Genomic DNA, 13,830 nt, shown 5'->3' on the forward strand with positions numbered 1-13,830 from the left:
ATTTGATCCTGCGACACGTGTCCGAACCCGACCACGTCTGGGCATGGTCAACCTGGCGTCGACGACGCCAACACCAAGCCCGAACCAGCCACTATCGCACCCGCGGCCACCCACCCCATGTGCCGTTGCAGTACTAGGCCGGCGCCGCCCATGCCGGCGGTGGAGAGCCAGGCGAACGCCTCGGTGCGGGCGCCTGCCGGTGCGAGCTCGCCCATCCGCTCGTACATCGCGGCCATCGACGGGGCGATCATCGCGCCGGCGAGTGCCGGCCAGCCACCAGACGTTGCCGGCGAGCACGCAGCAGACGAACCCGACGGCGACCAGGGCGACCCGCCGCCACGGCACCGCGCGCCGCTGCGCCACCAGCACCCCGGCGGCGATGCCGCCGACGAAGCTGCCCAGGCTCCACACCATCTCCAGCACGCCGCTGAGCGCCCGCTGCCCCGCGTGCTCGGCGAACGCGACGATGCCCAGCTGCAGTGCAGAGAATGACCCGACGAGCAACGCCATCCCGGTGATCAGGCCGAACCGGCCCGGGCTACGCAGCACCGCCTCGCGCGGGCCCGTCAGCTCGTCGCCCGCGGCCGCGGCGGGGTCCGTACGCAACGCGGGCCTGCTCGCGAACCACGTGGTGCCCGCCAGTGCCACCACTCCGCACCCGGCGACGGCCACCCGGGAGCCGGCGAACGCGACGAGCAGCGCCGCGAGCAACGGCCCGAGGGCGAACATCAGCTCCTGCACGGTGGCCTCCACCGTGTAGATCAACCGCAGCCGCGCGCCGTCCACGACCCGCGGCCAGGCGGCGCGCACGGTCGCCGACACCGGTGGCAGCACGGCACCGGTGAGCATGGCGAAGACCAGCCCCAGCCACCACACAGAACCCGGCAGCACGGCGATCACGCCGAACCCGGCCGCGTACGCGATGCCCAGGGGTGTCAGCACCCGGCGCGCACCGAAGCGGTCCGCCGCCCGGCCCAGCCACGGCCCGACGACCGCGATCATCGCGGTGTACGCACCGACCATGACACCGGACCAGGCGAACGTGCCGGTCAGGTCGCGTGCCCAGAACGACAGCGCGATGATCGCCATCGTGCTCGGCAGCCTGGCCGCGAGCGACGCGGCCAACAGCACCGGCACGCCCCGCGTGGCGAGCAGGTCACGGTAGTTGCGCAAGCCCATGTACGGCAGGCTGGCAGAGTCCACCGACAGCCGCTAACCTTTTGGCTCTGGCCGAAAGGTTGACGGGTTCACGGTGATCGAACTACGGCTCGGCGAGCTCGGCCTCGCCCGGGTGCGGTTCGCCATCGCGCCCGTCCACGAGGCCACAGGCGCCGTCCGGGTGCTGCGCTCGCCGGCCAGGTTCCCGCTGCACGCAGGCTGGCTGCGGTGGGCGCGCAGCGCGTCCGAGCGGCTCGACCTGGCCCCGCTGTTCGAGGTGCTGCCACCGGACGGCTACATCCCCGACTTCCTCGACCCGCCGCCGGACAGCCCGGTCGCGACGTTCGCCGACGCACTCGAACGGGCACGCGCCACGCCGCCGCGCCAGGTCGGCAAGGAGCTGCGGTGGGCGCTCGAGCAACAGCCGATGACCCCGACCGCGGCCCGGCTGCTCCGCCGGCCGGGGCACAGCAGAGACCTGTTGCTCGACCTGCTGCACGACGTCTGGCGGGCGCTGGTCGAGCCGCACTGGCCGGCGCTGCACGCCACCCTCGAGGCGGACGTGCTCTACCGCGGTCGCCAGCTCGCCGCGGGCGGCATCGACCTGGTGGCCGCGGACCTGCACCGCAACATCCGGCTCGTCGGGGACGCCCTGCGCGTGCGTTCCAGGCATACGGCACACGTCGACTGCCGCGAGTCCGGCGTGATCCTCACACCGAGCGTGTTCATCACCGACCGGGTGAACGCGATGATCGACCCGCCGTGGCAGCCGACGCTGTACTACCCGGCGCGCGGCGTAGGCGACCTGTGGTCGAAGCCGACGACGCAGGACACCGCGCACGCGCAACGGCTGTTCGGCGCGACGCGTGCGGCGGTGCTGTTCGAGCTCAGCAGTACGGCCTCCACGTCCAGGGTGGCACGCTCGCTCGGACTGTCCGTCGGCAGCGCCAGCGAGCACCTCACCGTGTTGCGCGATGCGGGCCTGGTCGCCAGCTCCCGGCAGGGACGCCGGGTGCTGCACTCCCGCACCCCGCTCGGCGACGCACTCGTCACCGCGCTCAGCTAGCGAACGTCGGCCTCCCGGGTGACCCGGGAGGCCGACGTCGTCGGGGGGTTGCCCCTTCGGCCCCGACGGCTAGGGGTGTCTCTCGATGACCGTCCGGCCTGCGCGGCGCTCGGCTCGAACACCATCGAGAGACACGGCTAGGTCGCGCGCAGCGTGCGCCTGGCGGACAGTCCCGCGCCGACGCCCGCCACCGCGAGCACGATCCAGATCCCGGCGAAGATGGTCGAGCTGACCGGCCCCTGCGCGTGCGCGGCCGCGAAGATCGCACCGCCGACGCCCACCCCGAGGACGCCGCCGAGCGAGTCCGCCAGCTGCAGGTGCGAGGAGTTCGTGCCCTGCTCGGCCGGGTCGGACAGGTTCAGCAGCAGCACCGAGCCGCTGGACATCGCCGCGCCCATGCCGACGCCCGCGACGATCCAGACCGCCAGGATCACCCAGCTGGGCAGGCCGAGCACCACCACTGCAAGCAGCAGCGAGCCGATGGCGACCACGTACGAGCCGAACTGCAGCATCCTGCTGTGCCCGGCGTCGGTATGCACCCGGGCCTGCACCCACGCGCCGAGGCTCCACCCGAGCGCGCCGCTGGTCAGCGCGATCCCCGCGATCGCCGGCGACAGCCCGCGGTGGGTGACGAGCATCAGCGGGATGAAGACGTCCGCGCCGAAGAAGCTCATGGTGAGCAGACCGCGCGTGGCGATCAGCGCGGGCAGGCCGCGCCGCAACCGCGCGGTGCCTGCCGGCAGCAGCACGGCGAGGGTCCCGCCGAGCGCGACCACACCGACGGCCGTCGCCGCGATGCCGGTACCGCTGCCGAGGCGTTCCGCGCCCCACTGCAGGGCGGTCGCCGCCAGCGCGACGCCTGCGCCCGCCAGGATTCTGCGCCACGGCCGCACCGACGTCCACCGGGCCTGCTGCGAGGTGCTACGCAGTGCCGGCAGCAGCGCCAACGCCGCCGGTATCGCGATCGGCGGCACCCCGAGGAAGATCACCCGCCAGCTCACCGCGTCGGTCAGCCAGCCGGCGACGGCGGGACCGATCAGCGCGGGCAGCACCCATGCCGCGGAGAACCAGGCGAAGATCTTCGGCCGGTAGTCCGCCGGGTAGGCGTGCCCGATCAGCACGTAGATGGCGACGGAGATCAGCCCGGCGCTCACCCCGGCCAGCGCCCGCCCGAACACGAACACCGCGAAAACCGGCGCGAACCCGCTCGCCAGCAGGCCGGCGGTGAAGCTCGCCAGGCCGATCAGCAGCGGCAACCGCGGACCCACCCGGTCGCTGACGTAGCCGCTGATCACCGTGCCGAACAGGCTCATCGCGAGGAACGCCGACACCGCGAGGCCGTACGCGCCCACCGCGTCCATCGCCTTGGCCACCGCGGGCATCGCCGTCGCGACGGCCATCGCCTCGAACGCGATGAGCGTCACGAGGGTGAGCATGCCGATGGTGACGAGGCGAAGCGACGGCCGCGTGCCGGTCATCGCCTCCCCCTGCGCCGGCGTGGGTACGTCCTGCTGCTGGTTCGCGTCGACCGTGATCGTCATGTCCCAAGCGTGCAAGCTCAACCGGACCTGACGTCAACGCGCTGATCGACCGAGACCGCCTACGTCTCCGGTCCTAGGCCGGCGGTCAGCCCACGTCGTCGCGCTTCGCCGCGCGCCAGGCCCGCCAGCCGATGACGGCGAACACGACGGCGATCGCCAAGTTCACAACGATCAGCACGGTGTGCGCAACGTAATAACCGGTCGGGCGGCCTTCGGTGCCGGCGAGGTTACGGATGAACGTCACGTACGTGACGACGTTCCACGCCGCGACCGCGAGCAGGAACCCGGCGAGCTTGCGACCGATCTTCATGCCGCCAGCCTACGAGGCATCCACCCGTACGGCCGCGGCCGGCTGTCGGTGCCGGCCGCTACGTTGGACGCCATGGCTACCGACCTGCAGATCACCTTCGACAGTCCCGACCCGGCGCGCATCGCCGCGTTCTGGGCGGCCGCGCTCGGCTACGTCGTGCAGCCACCGCCGCCCGGCTTCGACTCCTGGGAGGCCTGGCTGCGACAGATGGGCGTGCCCGAGGAACGGTTCAACAGTGCTTCGGCCGTCATCGACCCGGACGGCAATGGGCCGCGCATCTTCATCCAGCAGGTGCCGGAACCGAAGATCGCGAAGAACCGGGTGCACCTCGACCTCAAGGTGGGCGGTGGTCCTGGCACGCCGATGGACCAACGCAAGGCGGCCATCGATGCCGAGGCGGACCGGCTCGTCGGCCTCGGCGCCACCCTCGTCCGCCCGGTCGAGGAGATGGGCCAGTACTGCGTCGTCATGCAGGATCCGGACGGCAACGAGTTCTGCGTGGACTAGTGCGGGCCGCGCCGACCCAGCGGTGATAGGCGTCCACGTCCACGTTGCTGCCGCACACGATGGTGACCACGTGCCGGTCGGCGAAGCGGTCACGGTCTTCGAGGATCGCCGCGATGCCGAGCGCGGCCGACGGTTCGACGACGAGGCCGGCGTGGTCGTGGAGCATCCGCATACCGGTGATGATCGACGCCTCCTGGACCAGGACGGCGTCGTCTGCGACCAGCAGGAGGTCGTCGAGGACGGCCGGGATGGGACGCCGGCCGGCGACGCCGTCGGCGATGGTATCGGTCGAGTCGGTGGTGACGACGCGCCGTTCGTGCCAGGAGCGCGTCATCGCCGGTGCGCCAAGCGGCTGGACGCAGATCACCTCGACTTCGGGCGCCTGGGCCTTCACCACATGACCCACACCGGTGGCCAGCGCCCCGCCGCCGAGGGCAATCAGGACGGTGTCGTACGCCGGCACGGTGTCCACCAGTTCCAGGCCGATGGTCGCCGCGCCCTCGCAGGTCTCGATGTCCAGGCTGTCTTCGACCAGCCGGATGCCGTGGCCCTGCGCGACGGCCGCCGCCCGCTCGCGAGCCAGGTCGAAGTCGCCGTCCACCAGCTCCAAGCTGGCGTCCAGTGCGCGGATGCGATCCAGCTTGGCCGTAGGCGCAGCGCGGGATGCCACGACAGCGACGTCGAGCCCCCGGCCGCGGCCGGACCAGGCGAGGGCTTGGCCAAGGTTGCCCGCGCTGGCGCACACCACGGCTCGCGAGCCGCTGTCGACGAGGCGGCTCGCGATCACCTCGGTGCCGCGGGCCTTGAAGCTGCGGACCGGGTTCGCCGTTTCCAGCTTGATGCTCACCGTGCACCCGAGTTCGGGCTCCAGCGCCTCGCAGCGGTACAGCGGAGTGTCCAGAAAGATCGGGTCGATCACCCGCCGAGCCGCCCGGATCCGAGCAATGTCGAGGCGCGTTTCCTGCACGACAGAGCAGCGTAGTCTGTCGGCGCCGGTAGGTGGAGGAACTCCTGATAGATCGAACGGTGCTCGACTCGCCGTTCTACCGGGCCGACTAGAATTCGGCCATGGCAGCCGACGGTAGTTCCTTGGCGGTGGCCGCACCGTGATCGCGGTACTCCGCGAGGTCGGGCTCATCCTGCTCTTCGTGCTGATCGGCGGGGTGTTCGCCGCGGCGGAGATCGCGCTCGTCTCGCTGCGGGACGGTCAGCTCAGCCGGCTCGCACTCCGCGGCCGCCGCGGGGCACGGGTCGCCAGGCTCGCCGCCGACCCCAACAGGTTCCTGTCCGCAGTGCAGATCGGCGTGACGGTGATGGGGTTCCTGTCCGCCGCGTTCGGCGGCGCCACCATCGCGTCCAGGGTCGCGCCGCTGTTCACCGGCGTCGGCCTCACCGAGGCCGTCGCCAACACCGCCGCCCTGGTGCTGGTCACCATCGCCATCTCGTACGTCTCGATCGTGCTCGGCGAGCTCGCCGCGAAGCGCCTCGCCCTGCAGCGCGCCGAGGGCTTCGCGCTCGCCCTCGCGCCGCTCGTCGACCGGATCGCGGTGGTGCTGCGCCCGGTGATCTGGCTGCTGTCCAAGTCCACCGACGTGGTCGTCCGCGTGCTCGGCGGCGACCCGAACGCGCAGCGCGAGGAGATGTCCGAGCAGGAGCTGCGCGAGGTGGTGTCCGGGCACGAGACGCTCGGCACGGAGGAACGCCACATCGTGACGGAAGTGTTCCGCGCGGTCGACCGCCAGGTGCGTGAGGTGATGGTGCCGCGCACCGAGGTCGACTTCCTGGACGCCGACGACCCGCTGCCCGACGCGGTCGCGTTCGCCCGCGGCCGCCAGCGGTCGCGCTACCCCGTCATCCGCGGCTCCGCCGACGACGTCGCCGGCTTCGTGCACGTACGCGACCTCTTCGACCGGGATGCGAACACCCGGGCGACGACCGTCGGCGACCTGGTCCGCGAGATCGTGTTGCTGCCGTGGAGCGCGAAGGTCCTCCCCACCCTGTCGCGGATGCGCCGTGGGGGCGCACACGTCGCCGTGGTCGTCGACGAGTACGGCGGCACGGCCGGCATCGTCACCCTGGAGGACCTGATCGAGGTCCTCGTCGGGGACATCCGCGACGAGTACGACCGGGAGGAGGACGCGGCGACCCAGCTCGCCGGCGGCGACATCGAGGTCGACGGCCTGCTGAACCTCGAGGACTTCTCCGACACCACCGGCATCCGCATCCCGGACGGGCCGTACGAGACGGTCGCCGGCTTCGTCATCGCCCAGCTCGGCTACCTCCCGCAGGTGGGCGAGTCCGTCCAGGTGGACCACGCGCGGCTGGTCGTCAGCGCAGTGCAGGGCCGCCGGATCGCCAAGCTCCGCGTCGTCACCGCGACCCCGGCAGCGCGGCAGCAGGGACGGTGACGGCGAGCCCCCGGTGCCGTGGTCACGCCGGCCGTGCAGCAGCGGCTCGCCGAGCCGTCTCCACGCCGCGGCGAGGTGTTCGCCGGCTGCTCCCGCCGGGCACAGCAGCGCCCAGTACTGGCCGACCCGTACTCCCGCGACCGGCTCGTCGACGTCAGGCGAGGCCGCCGTTGGCGTAGATCACCTGACCGTTGACCCACCGGGCCGGACCGGCGAGGAACGACACCGCCGCGGCGATGTCCTCGGGCCGGCCGAGGCGCTCGAGCGGCACGGCGTTCGCCAGGTTGTCGACGGTCTGCTGATCCTTGCCGTCGAGGAACAACCGGGTAGCGGTGGGCCCCGGCGCGACCGCGTTCACGGTGATGTCCTTGCCCCGCAGCTCGCGGGCGAGGATGAGCGTCATGCCGTCCACGGCCGCCTTGCTCGCGACGTAGCCGCCGTACGTCGGGAACTGCGTGCGGGTGACCGAGGTGGAGAAGTTCACGATCGCCCCGCCCGCGCGCACCCGCCTGGCCGCCTGCTGCGCGACGACGAACGTGCCGCGGATGTTCGTGCGGTGCATCCGGTCGAGGTCGTCGAGGTCCAGCGTCGCGATCGGCGCGAGGATCATGAGCCCGGCCGTGTTCACGACCACGTCGACGCCGCCGAACGCGGACTCGACCGCGTCGAACGCCGCACTCATGTCACCTTCGTCGGCGACGTCGCCGCAGACGGCGATGGCGCTGCCGCCGGCCGCGGTGATCGTCGCGACCGTCTCGGCGGCGCTGGCCTCGTTGCCGGCGTAGTGCACGGCGACGGCCAGCCCGTCCGCCGCGAGCCGCTGCGCCACGGCCCGGCCGATACCGCCTGAGCCGCCGGTGACGAGAGCGGCGCGGTCCGGGGTGGAGGTGGCCACGGGTCAGGCCTGGACGAGGCAGAAGGGGTGCCCCGCCGGGTCGAGGTACACCCGGAACGTCGTGCCGGGCTGGACGTCGGTCTTGCGCGCGCCGACGGCGAGCACCGCCGTCTCCCCCGCGTCCAGGTCGTCGACGTCGAAGTCGAGGTGCAGCTGCTGCGGGTGCTTACCGCTCGGCCACTGCGGCGGGACATGGTCGGGGGCCAGCTGGAAAGCGATGGTGGCGCCGGCGTCCGACTGCAGCTCCACCCAGTCCGCCTTCGACTCCGGGTCGACCTGCCACCCGGTGATGTCGGCGTAGAACCGCGCGAGCCCGTCGGGATCCGTGGTGTCGAGCGCAACCAGACTGAAGCGGGCGATACCGGCCACAGGGAGACCTCCTTCGGCGTGTACGTCGACCGCAGGTTACGCCCCGCCGCCGACAGCCGACCGCAGCAGGCAGTGCCGCCCGGTACCTTGGACCCGCGCAACTGTCCCAATAGGAGGATGCGGATGCCGCGTTCGGTGGAAGAGCTCGTGGGTCTGCTCGACCTGGAGGAGATCGAGGAGGGCCTGTACCGGGGCATGCAGCCGGAGACGGACCTGCAGCGGGTCTTCGGCGGGCAGGTGGCCGGGCAGGCGCTCGCCGCCGGCATCAGGACCGTGGCCGACGACCGGCACGTGCACTCCCTGCACTGCTACTTCCTCCGCCCCGGCGACACCCAGGTGCCGATCGTGTACGACGTGGAGCGGATCAGGGACGGCGGCTCGTTCAGCTCGCGGCGGGTGGTGGCCAGGCAGCACGGCCGGGTGATCTTCTACCTCACTGCGTCGTTCCAGCGGCCGGAGAGCGGCCTGGACCACCAGGACGTGATGCCGGACGTCGACCCGCCGGAGACCGCGCCGCAGCTGAGCGAGGTGGTGGCCAAGTTCACCGGTCGCTCCGCCGCGCGGTACGAACGCGACTGGGCGGCACTCGACGTGCGGTACGCCGGCGACTCCCGGCCGGGCGGCGCGCTGCACGATCCCGACCAGCCGGCGCTTGCCCGGGTATGGATGAAGGCCGCGGGCCGGCTGCCGGACGACCCGCGGCTGCACGCGTGCGTGCTGACGTACGCCAGTGACCTCTCGCTGCTCGCGGCGTCGCTCGTCCCGCACCAGCTGATCATCGGCAGCGAGGGCCTGCAGACCGCGTCGCTTGACCACGCGATCTGGTTCCACCGGCCGTTCCGCGCGGACGAGTGGCTGCTGTACGACCAGCACTCGCCGTCGGCCGGCAGCGCGCGCGGGCTCTCCCTCGGCCGGCTGTTCCACCTGGACGGCACCCTGGTGGCCACCGTCGCCCAGGAGGGCCTCATCCGCCAGGTCGACGGCTAGCGATCAGTTCCGCCACCCACGCGGGTCAGTACTACTGACGGAAGGGGGTGGCCGATGAACAGCGTGACGTCAGCAGATGGGACCCGTATCGCCTTCGACCGGCTGGGCGAGGGGATGCCGTTGGTCGTGGTGGGCGGACAGCTGTGCGACCGGTCGGTGACCGGCCCGACCGCCGAACGGCTGGCACAGAGCTGCACGGTCCTCAACTACGACCGCCGGGGCCGCGGTGAAAGCGAGGACACCCTGCCCTATGCGGTCGAACGTGAGATCGAGCATCTACACGCGCTTCTCGACGAGGCCGGAGCCGCCGCCGCGGTGATGGGCGACGCCAGCCGAGAGGGCACGGTTCCGGCCGAGCTGCTCGGTGACGTGTCGGCCCCACCCTCGTGCTCTGCGGCACGGGGTACGACTGGATGCTCGATGTGAGCAGACACATCGCGGACGGCGTGCCGCAGGGCGAGCTCCGCGTGCTCGAGGGCGAGGAGCATGCCGTGCCGCCAGACGTCCTCGCACCCGTGCTCGAAGACTTCCTGATCGGCTGACGAGCTGACGCGTGTCAGCCCGAGTTCCAGTACGTGTTGCCGGCCAGTACCAGGCCGGCGGCGCCGACGAGCCCGGCCTGCTGGCCGAGCGCCGCGGGCACGATGCGCACCTTCTGGGTGAAGTCCATCCCGGCATGGCTGCGGAAGGCCTCCTCCGCGGGGCCGAAGAGCAGCGGCCCGGCCTGGGCGAGCCCGCCGCCGACGGCCACGACCTCGAAGTCGCAGAGCGCGGTCGCCGACGCGACGGCGACGCCGAGCGCCTCGCCGCCGCGGCGTAGCGCCGCCGTGGCCACCTCGTGGCCGCGGGCGGCGTCGGTGGAGAGGTCGCGTGCCGTCGGGCGCCGTCGCTGCCCGGCACGCCAGTCGCGTTCCTGCGCCCACCGCACCAGCGCGGGTCCGGCGGCGACCGCCTCCAGGCAGCCGCGGCCACCGCACGGGCAGTCGGGCCCCTGCGGGTCGACGACGATGTGCCCGACGTGGCCGGCGTTGCCACTTGCACCGTCGACCAGCTCGCCGCCGAGGATCATGCCGCCACCGACGCCGGTGGAGACGACGATGCCCAGCATTTCGGTGACGCCTTGCCCGGCACCGCGCCAGTGCTCGCCGACGGCCATCGTCACGGCGTCGTTGTGCAGCCGCACGGCGGCGCGGGGGAACCGCTCCGCGATCAGCTTGCGCAACGGGAAGTCGCGCCAGGCCGGGATGTTCAGCGGCGACACCTCACCCGCCGGCCAGGTCATCGGCCCGCTGCACCCGACGCCGACCCCGGCGAAGTTCGGCCGCCGCCCGTACTCGTCGAGCACCTCTTCGACGAGCGTGCCGAGGGTGCGCCAGATGGTGTCCGCCGTGACGCGCCGGCCCTGCGGCGTCGGCTTCCTGGCGGAGACCACCAGCCGGCCGCGCCTGTCGACCACGCCCGCGGCGAGCTTCGTGCCACCGACGTCGATGGCGAGTACCGGTCGGTTGTCACCCACGGTCGGCCTCCAGCTCCGCGACGGTCGCCGCCAGCTCCGTGCGCCACGGCGGGTCGGCGCCCGGCCGGCTGCAGGTCACCGCCGCGACGTCCGCGGCGAACCGCAGGCAGCGGGCCAGCTCCGCCTCACCGAGCGCGGCCAGCGCGTCGCGCTCGAGCACCCCGCGCTCGGCGAACGCGGCGAGCAGACCGGCGGTGAACGAGTCGCCTGCGCCGACGGTGTCCGCGACGACCACGTCGCCTGCGGGCACCTCGACCTCAGCGTCCGCCACGACGCCGGTGACGCCCGCGGCGCCGCGGCTGACCACCACGACCGCGGGCCCGGCCTGCCGCCACCGGTGTGCGGCGGCCAGCGGCGGCTCGTCCGGGTAGAGCCAGGTCAGGTCCTCGTCGCTGGTACGTACGACGTCGCTGTTCGCCACCCACCGCTCGACGTGCGCACGGTACTCCTCGCGCGGCACGTCGAGTGCGGGGCGCACGTTCGGGTCGAACGACCGCACGACACCGGACCCGGCGGAGTCGACCAGGTACCGGAACACGGTCGCCGCCGGCTCGAGCACCGCGGCCAGCGAACCGACGTGTACCGCCTGGCAGGCCGCCGGCAGCACCGGTTGCTCCGCCGGCCGCCAGCTGAAGTCACTGGTGCCTACGACGTAGAAGCCGTACGTCGCGGACCCGTCGTCGGCCATCGATACCACCGCGAGCGTGGCCGGCTCGTCCGCCCAGACCACCTGGTCGAGGGCCACGCCGGAGTCGGCGAGCTGACCGCGGATCTCCGCGCCGAACGCGTCCCGCGAGAGCCGGCCGAGGAAGCTGGCCGGATGGCCGAGACGGGCGAGCGCGACGGCCGTGTTGCACGGGCCGCCGCCAGGTAGCGCCTGCCAGCTCCGCGGCTGCGGCTCGGGTACCAGGTCGATGAGTGCCTCACCACCGACGATGATCATGCGGACCTCCCTGTCAGGAGGATTCTTCCGCACCGCGCAACACGCCCCGCGGGCCGCGTCCGGCACGTGGACTCCGGCCATGACAACGGACCGCCAACCGCCGTCCCCGGACGAGCAGCGGGGCGCGAACGCGCTCGCCAAGCTGATGGCCGCCGCCCGCGACAACTACAACGAGGGCGCCTCGAACACCGGCACCAAGATCATCCGTCCCGGCAGCAGCGGCGCGACGACCGCGGCGAGGCGAGCCGCGACACCGGGAACCGCCCGCGCTGAGACGCGGCCGACCCGCGGGGCGTCCACCAACAAGACGCCCGAGGTCGCTACCGTGTGTGTCTCATCGTGGACGACGCGGTCACTTGGAGGCGACCCGGGTGTTTGTGGACAACCTGTTGCTCTGGCTGCACGTCGCGGCGGCGATCTTCTGTGTCGGGCCGGTGACCGTCGCTACCTCGTTCACGCCGCGCTACATCAGGCAGGGTGAGCCTGCCGTCGTACGCTTCCTGCTACGGACCACGAGGATCTTCGGCATCCTCACGCTGCTCGTGTTCATCACCGGGCTCGCGCTGGGCAGGGACCGGCTCGCCGAGCCCTGGCTGACCGTCTCGATGACCCTGTTCATCGTCGCGTTCGCGTTGCTCTTCGCCATGGTCCAGCGCGACCAGTCCACCGCCCTCAAGGTGCTCACCGCCGCCGAGGCACCCGCCGTCGAGCCGGCGGCAGGCGAGGCCACCACCGACGAGGCGGAGGACGGCAAGACGGCCGTCGAGCGCACGACGGAAAGCGGCAAGACCGCCGTCGAGCGCACGGCGGACAGCGGCGTGCAGCCCGCGCGGATCGCCGCCTTCTCCGGGGTCATCGCGCTGCTGTGGCTGGTGATCCTGGTCTTCATGGTCTGGCAGCCGGGCGCCTGACCCGGCGGCTCAGCCGAGCGCGGCGGTCAGGTCGGCGAGCAGGTCGTCGACGGTCTCGATGCCGACGGACAGCCGCACCAGGTCGTCCGGCACCTCGAGGGCGGACCCGGCCGCGGACGCGTGCGTCATCTTGCCCGGGTGCTCGATCAGCGACTCCACCCCGCCGAGCGACTCGGCGAGGGTGAACACCTCGGCCCGCTCGCACACCCGTACCGCCTCCGCCATGCCGCCGGCGAGCCGGAACGACACCATGCCGCCGAACCGCTGCATCTGCTTCGCGGCGACCTCGTGGCCCGGGTGGTCGGGCAGCCCCGGGTAGAGCACGTCCGCGACCTTCGGGTGCGCGGCGAGCAGGTCGACGACGCGCTCGGCGTTGTCGCAGTGCCTGTCCATCCGCACGCCGAGCGTCCGCACGCCGCGCAGCGCCAGCCAGGCGTCGAACGGCCCGGCCACGGCGCCCATCGACTTCTGGTGGAACGCCAACCGCTCCCCCAGGTCGGCGTCGGCGCAGACGAGCGCGCCGCCCACCACGTCGGAGTGCCCGCCGAGGTACTTCGTCGTCGAGTGCACCACCACGTCGGCACCGAGGCCGAGCGGCGTCTGCAGGTACGGCGACGCGAACGTGTTGTCCACGACGAGCAGCGCGCCGGCCTCGCGCGCGACACCGCCAAGAGCGGCGATGTCCGCGATGCCGAGCAGCGGGTTGGTCGGGGTCTCCACCCAGATCACCTTTGTGCTGCCCGGCCGCACCGCGTCGCGTACCGCCGCGAGGTCGGTCAGGCTGGCCGGCGTGGCCGCCAGCCCCCAGCGCTCCAGCACGTTCGCGAACAACCGGTACGTGCCGCCGTACGCGTCGTCGGGGATCACCACATGGTCGCCGGGCTTGCAGACCGTTCGCAGCAGGGTGTCCTCGGCGGCGAGCCCGGACGCGAACGCCAGGCCGCGCGCGCCGCCCTCCAGCGACGCGAGGCACTCCTCGAGCGCGGTACGGGTCGGGTTGCCGGCACGGCTGTAGTCGTAGCCGGCCCGGGTGTCACCGACGGTGTCCTGCTTGTACGTAGACACCTGGTAGATCGGCGGCACCACCGCCCCGGTCTGCGGATCGGCCTGCTGGCCGGCGTGGATGGCTCGGGTCTGGAATCCGTAGTGGCTCACCTCACCGAGCCTACGCGCAGGGCCACAACGCCGCGGCGGCAGTAGCGTAGAGCTGTGTCAGACT

Annotated in this window: 14 protein-coding genes and 1 pseudogene; 6 read left to right on the forward strand and 9 right to left on the reverse strand. The window is 72.4% G+C overall.

All coding sequences use genetic code 11. The annotated features are described in order from the left end of the window. The coding region (locus GEV07_02185; protein ID MQA01575.1) for an MFS transporter at positions 1-1,203 on the reverse strand (1,203 nt) is incomplete at its 3' end. Positions 1,204-1,252: 49 nt separating this feature from the next. Here GEV07_02185 and GEV07_02190 point away from each other — a divergent pair. Further along, positions 1,253-2,224: an ArsR family transcriptional regulator gene (locus GEV07_02190; protein MQA01576.1), complete on the forward strand. Its 972-nt coding sequence runs from the start codon at positions 1,253-1,255 to the stop codon at positions 2,222-2,224. 137 nt (positions 2,225-2,361) lie between these two features. Here the strand turns inward: GEV07_02190 and GEV07_02195 are convergent, their stop codons facing one another. Beyond that, positions 2,362-3,765, reverse strand: coding sequence for an MFS transporter (locus GEV07_02195; protein MQA01577.1), 1,404 nt, complete (start codon positions 3,763-3,765; stop codon positions 2,362-2,364). A gap of 85 nt (positions 3,766-3,850) precedes the next feature. Then, a complete protein-coding gene (locus GEV07_02200; protein ID MQA01578.1) occupies positions 3,851-4,075 on the reverse strand; it encodes a hypothetical protein in 225 nt (74 codons plus the stop codon). Positions 4,076-4,147: 72 nt separating this feature from the next. On the opposite strand from GEV07_02200, the gene GEV07_02205 reads away from it, so the two are divergent. Further along, positions 4,148-4,582, forward strand: coding sequence for a VOC family protein (locus tag GEV07_02205; protein ID MQA01579.1), 435 nt, complete (start codon positions 4,148-4,150; stop codon positions 4,580-4,582). Here GEV07_02205 and GEV07_02210 read toward each other — a convergent pair. Next, the gene (locus GEV07_02210) at positions 4,542-5,549 is read right to left on the reverse strand and encodes a pyridoxal-phosphate dependent enzyme (GenBank protein ID MQA01580.1); all 1,008 of its coding nucleotides are present in this window, start codon (positions 5,547-5,549) and stop codon (positions 4,542-4,544) included. The two genes, GEV07_02205 and GEV07_02210, sit on opposite strands and share 41 nt — an antisense overlap. A 139-nt stretch (positions 5,550-5,688) precedes the next feature. Here GEV07_02210 and GEV07_02215 point away from each other — a divergent pair, with 139 nt between their 5' ends. Further along, a complete protein-coding gene (locus GEV07_02215) occupies positions 5,689-6,990 on the forward strand; it encodes a DUF21 domain-containing protein (GenBank protein ID MQA01581.1) in 1,302 nt (433 codons plus the stop codon). Positions 6,991-7,144: 154 nt separating this feature from the next. Here GEV07_02215 and GEV07_02220 read toward each other — a convergent pair whose 3' ends face one another. Continuing rightward, positions 7,145-7,885, reverse strand: coding sequence for an SDR family oxidoreductase (locus GEV07_02220; GenBank protein ID MQA01582.1), 741 nt, complete (start codon positions 7,883-7,885; stop codon positions 7,145-7,147). Between the two features lie 3 nt (positions 7,886-7,888). Further along, positions 7,889-8,254, reverse strand: a complete 366-nt coding sequence (locus GEV07_02225) for a VOC family protein (GenBank protein ID MQA01583.1) — start codon at positions 8,252-8,254, stop codon at positions 7,889-7,891. Between the two features lie 123 nt (positions 8,255-8,377). On the opposite strand from GEV07_02225, the gene GEV07_02230 reads away from it, so the two are divergent. Next, complete coding sequence (locus tag GEV07_02230) at positions 8,378-9,241, forward strand: acyl-CoA thioesterase II (protein ID MQA01584.1); 864 nt, start codon at positions 8,378-8,380, stop codon at positions 9,239-9,241. 54 nt (positions 9,242-9,295) lie between these two features. Next, positions 9,296-9,783 (forward strand): annotated as a pseudogene (locus GEV07_02235) (hypothetical protein). Positions 9,784-9,797: 14 nt separating this feature from the next. On the opposite strand, the gene GEV07_02240 reads toward GEV07_02235, so the two are convergent. Together GEV07_02240 and GEV07_02245 are read right to left on the reverse strand one after the other, a co-directional pair. Next, on the reverse strand, positions 9,798-10,757 hold the full coding sequence (locus GEV07_02240; protein MQA01585.1) for an ROK family protein: 960 nt from the start codon (positions 10,755-10,757) through the stop codon (positions 9,798-9,800). Further along, the gene (locus GEV07_02245) at positions 10,750-11,781 is read right to left on the reverse strand and encodes a carbohydrate kinase (protein MQA01586.1); all 1,032 of its coding nucleotides are present in this window, start codon (positions 11,779-11,781) and stop codon (positions 10,750-10,752) included. The genes GEV07_02240 and GEV07_02245 overlap by 8 nt, the downstream gene beginning before the upstream one ends. Before the next feature lie 290 nt (positions 11,782-12,071). Between GEV07_02245 and GEV07_02250 the strand changes: the two genes are divergently transcribed. After that, a complete protein-coding gene (locus GEV07_02250; GenBank protein MQA01587.1) occupies positions 12,072-12,611 on the forward strand; it encodes a DUF2269 family protein in 540 nt (179 codons plus the stop codon). Between the two features lie 9 nt (positions 12,612-12,620). Here the strand turns inward: GEV07_02250 and GEV07_02255 are convergent, their stop codons facing one another. Beyond that, positions 12,621-13,766: a cystathionine gamma-synthase gene (locus GEV07_02255; protein MQA01588.1), complete on the reverse strand. Its 1,146-nt coding sequence runs from the start codon at positions 13,764-13,766 to the stop codon at positions 12,621-12,623. Positions 13,767-13,830: the final 64 nt, after the last annotated feature.

This window comes from Streptosporangiales bacterium, assembly GCA_009379825.1.
GTDB lineage: Bacteria > Actinomycetota > Actinomycetes > Streptosporangiales > WHST01 > WHST01.

Coding starts and splice junctions, on each gene's coding strand:
- GEV07_02245 (MQA01586.1), bottom strand. CDS start 11,781: ATGGCCGGAGTCCACGTGCCGGACGCGGCCCGCGGGGCGTGTTGCGCG.
- GEV07_02230 (MQA01584.1), top strand. CDS start 8,378: ATGCCGCGTTCGGTGGAAGAGCTCGTGGGTCTGCTCGACCTGGAGGAG.
- GEV07_02200 (MQA01578.1), bottom strand. CDS start 4,075: ATGAAGATCGGTCGCAAGCTCGCCGGGTTCCTGCTCGCGGTCGCGGCG.
- GEV07_02205 (MQA01579.1), top strand. CDS start 4,148: ATGGCTACCGACCTGCAGATCACCTTCGACAGTCCCGACCCGGCGCGC.
- GEV07_02195 (MQA01577.1), bottom strand. CDS start 3,765: ATGACGATCACGGTCGACGCGAACCAGCAGCAGGACGTACCCACGCCG.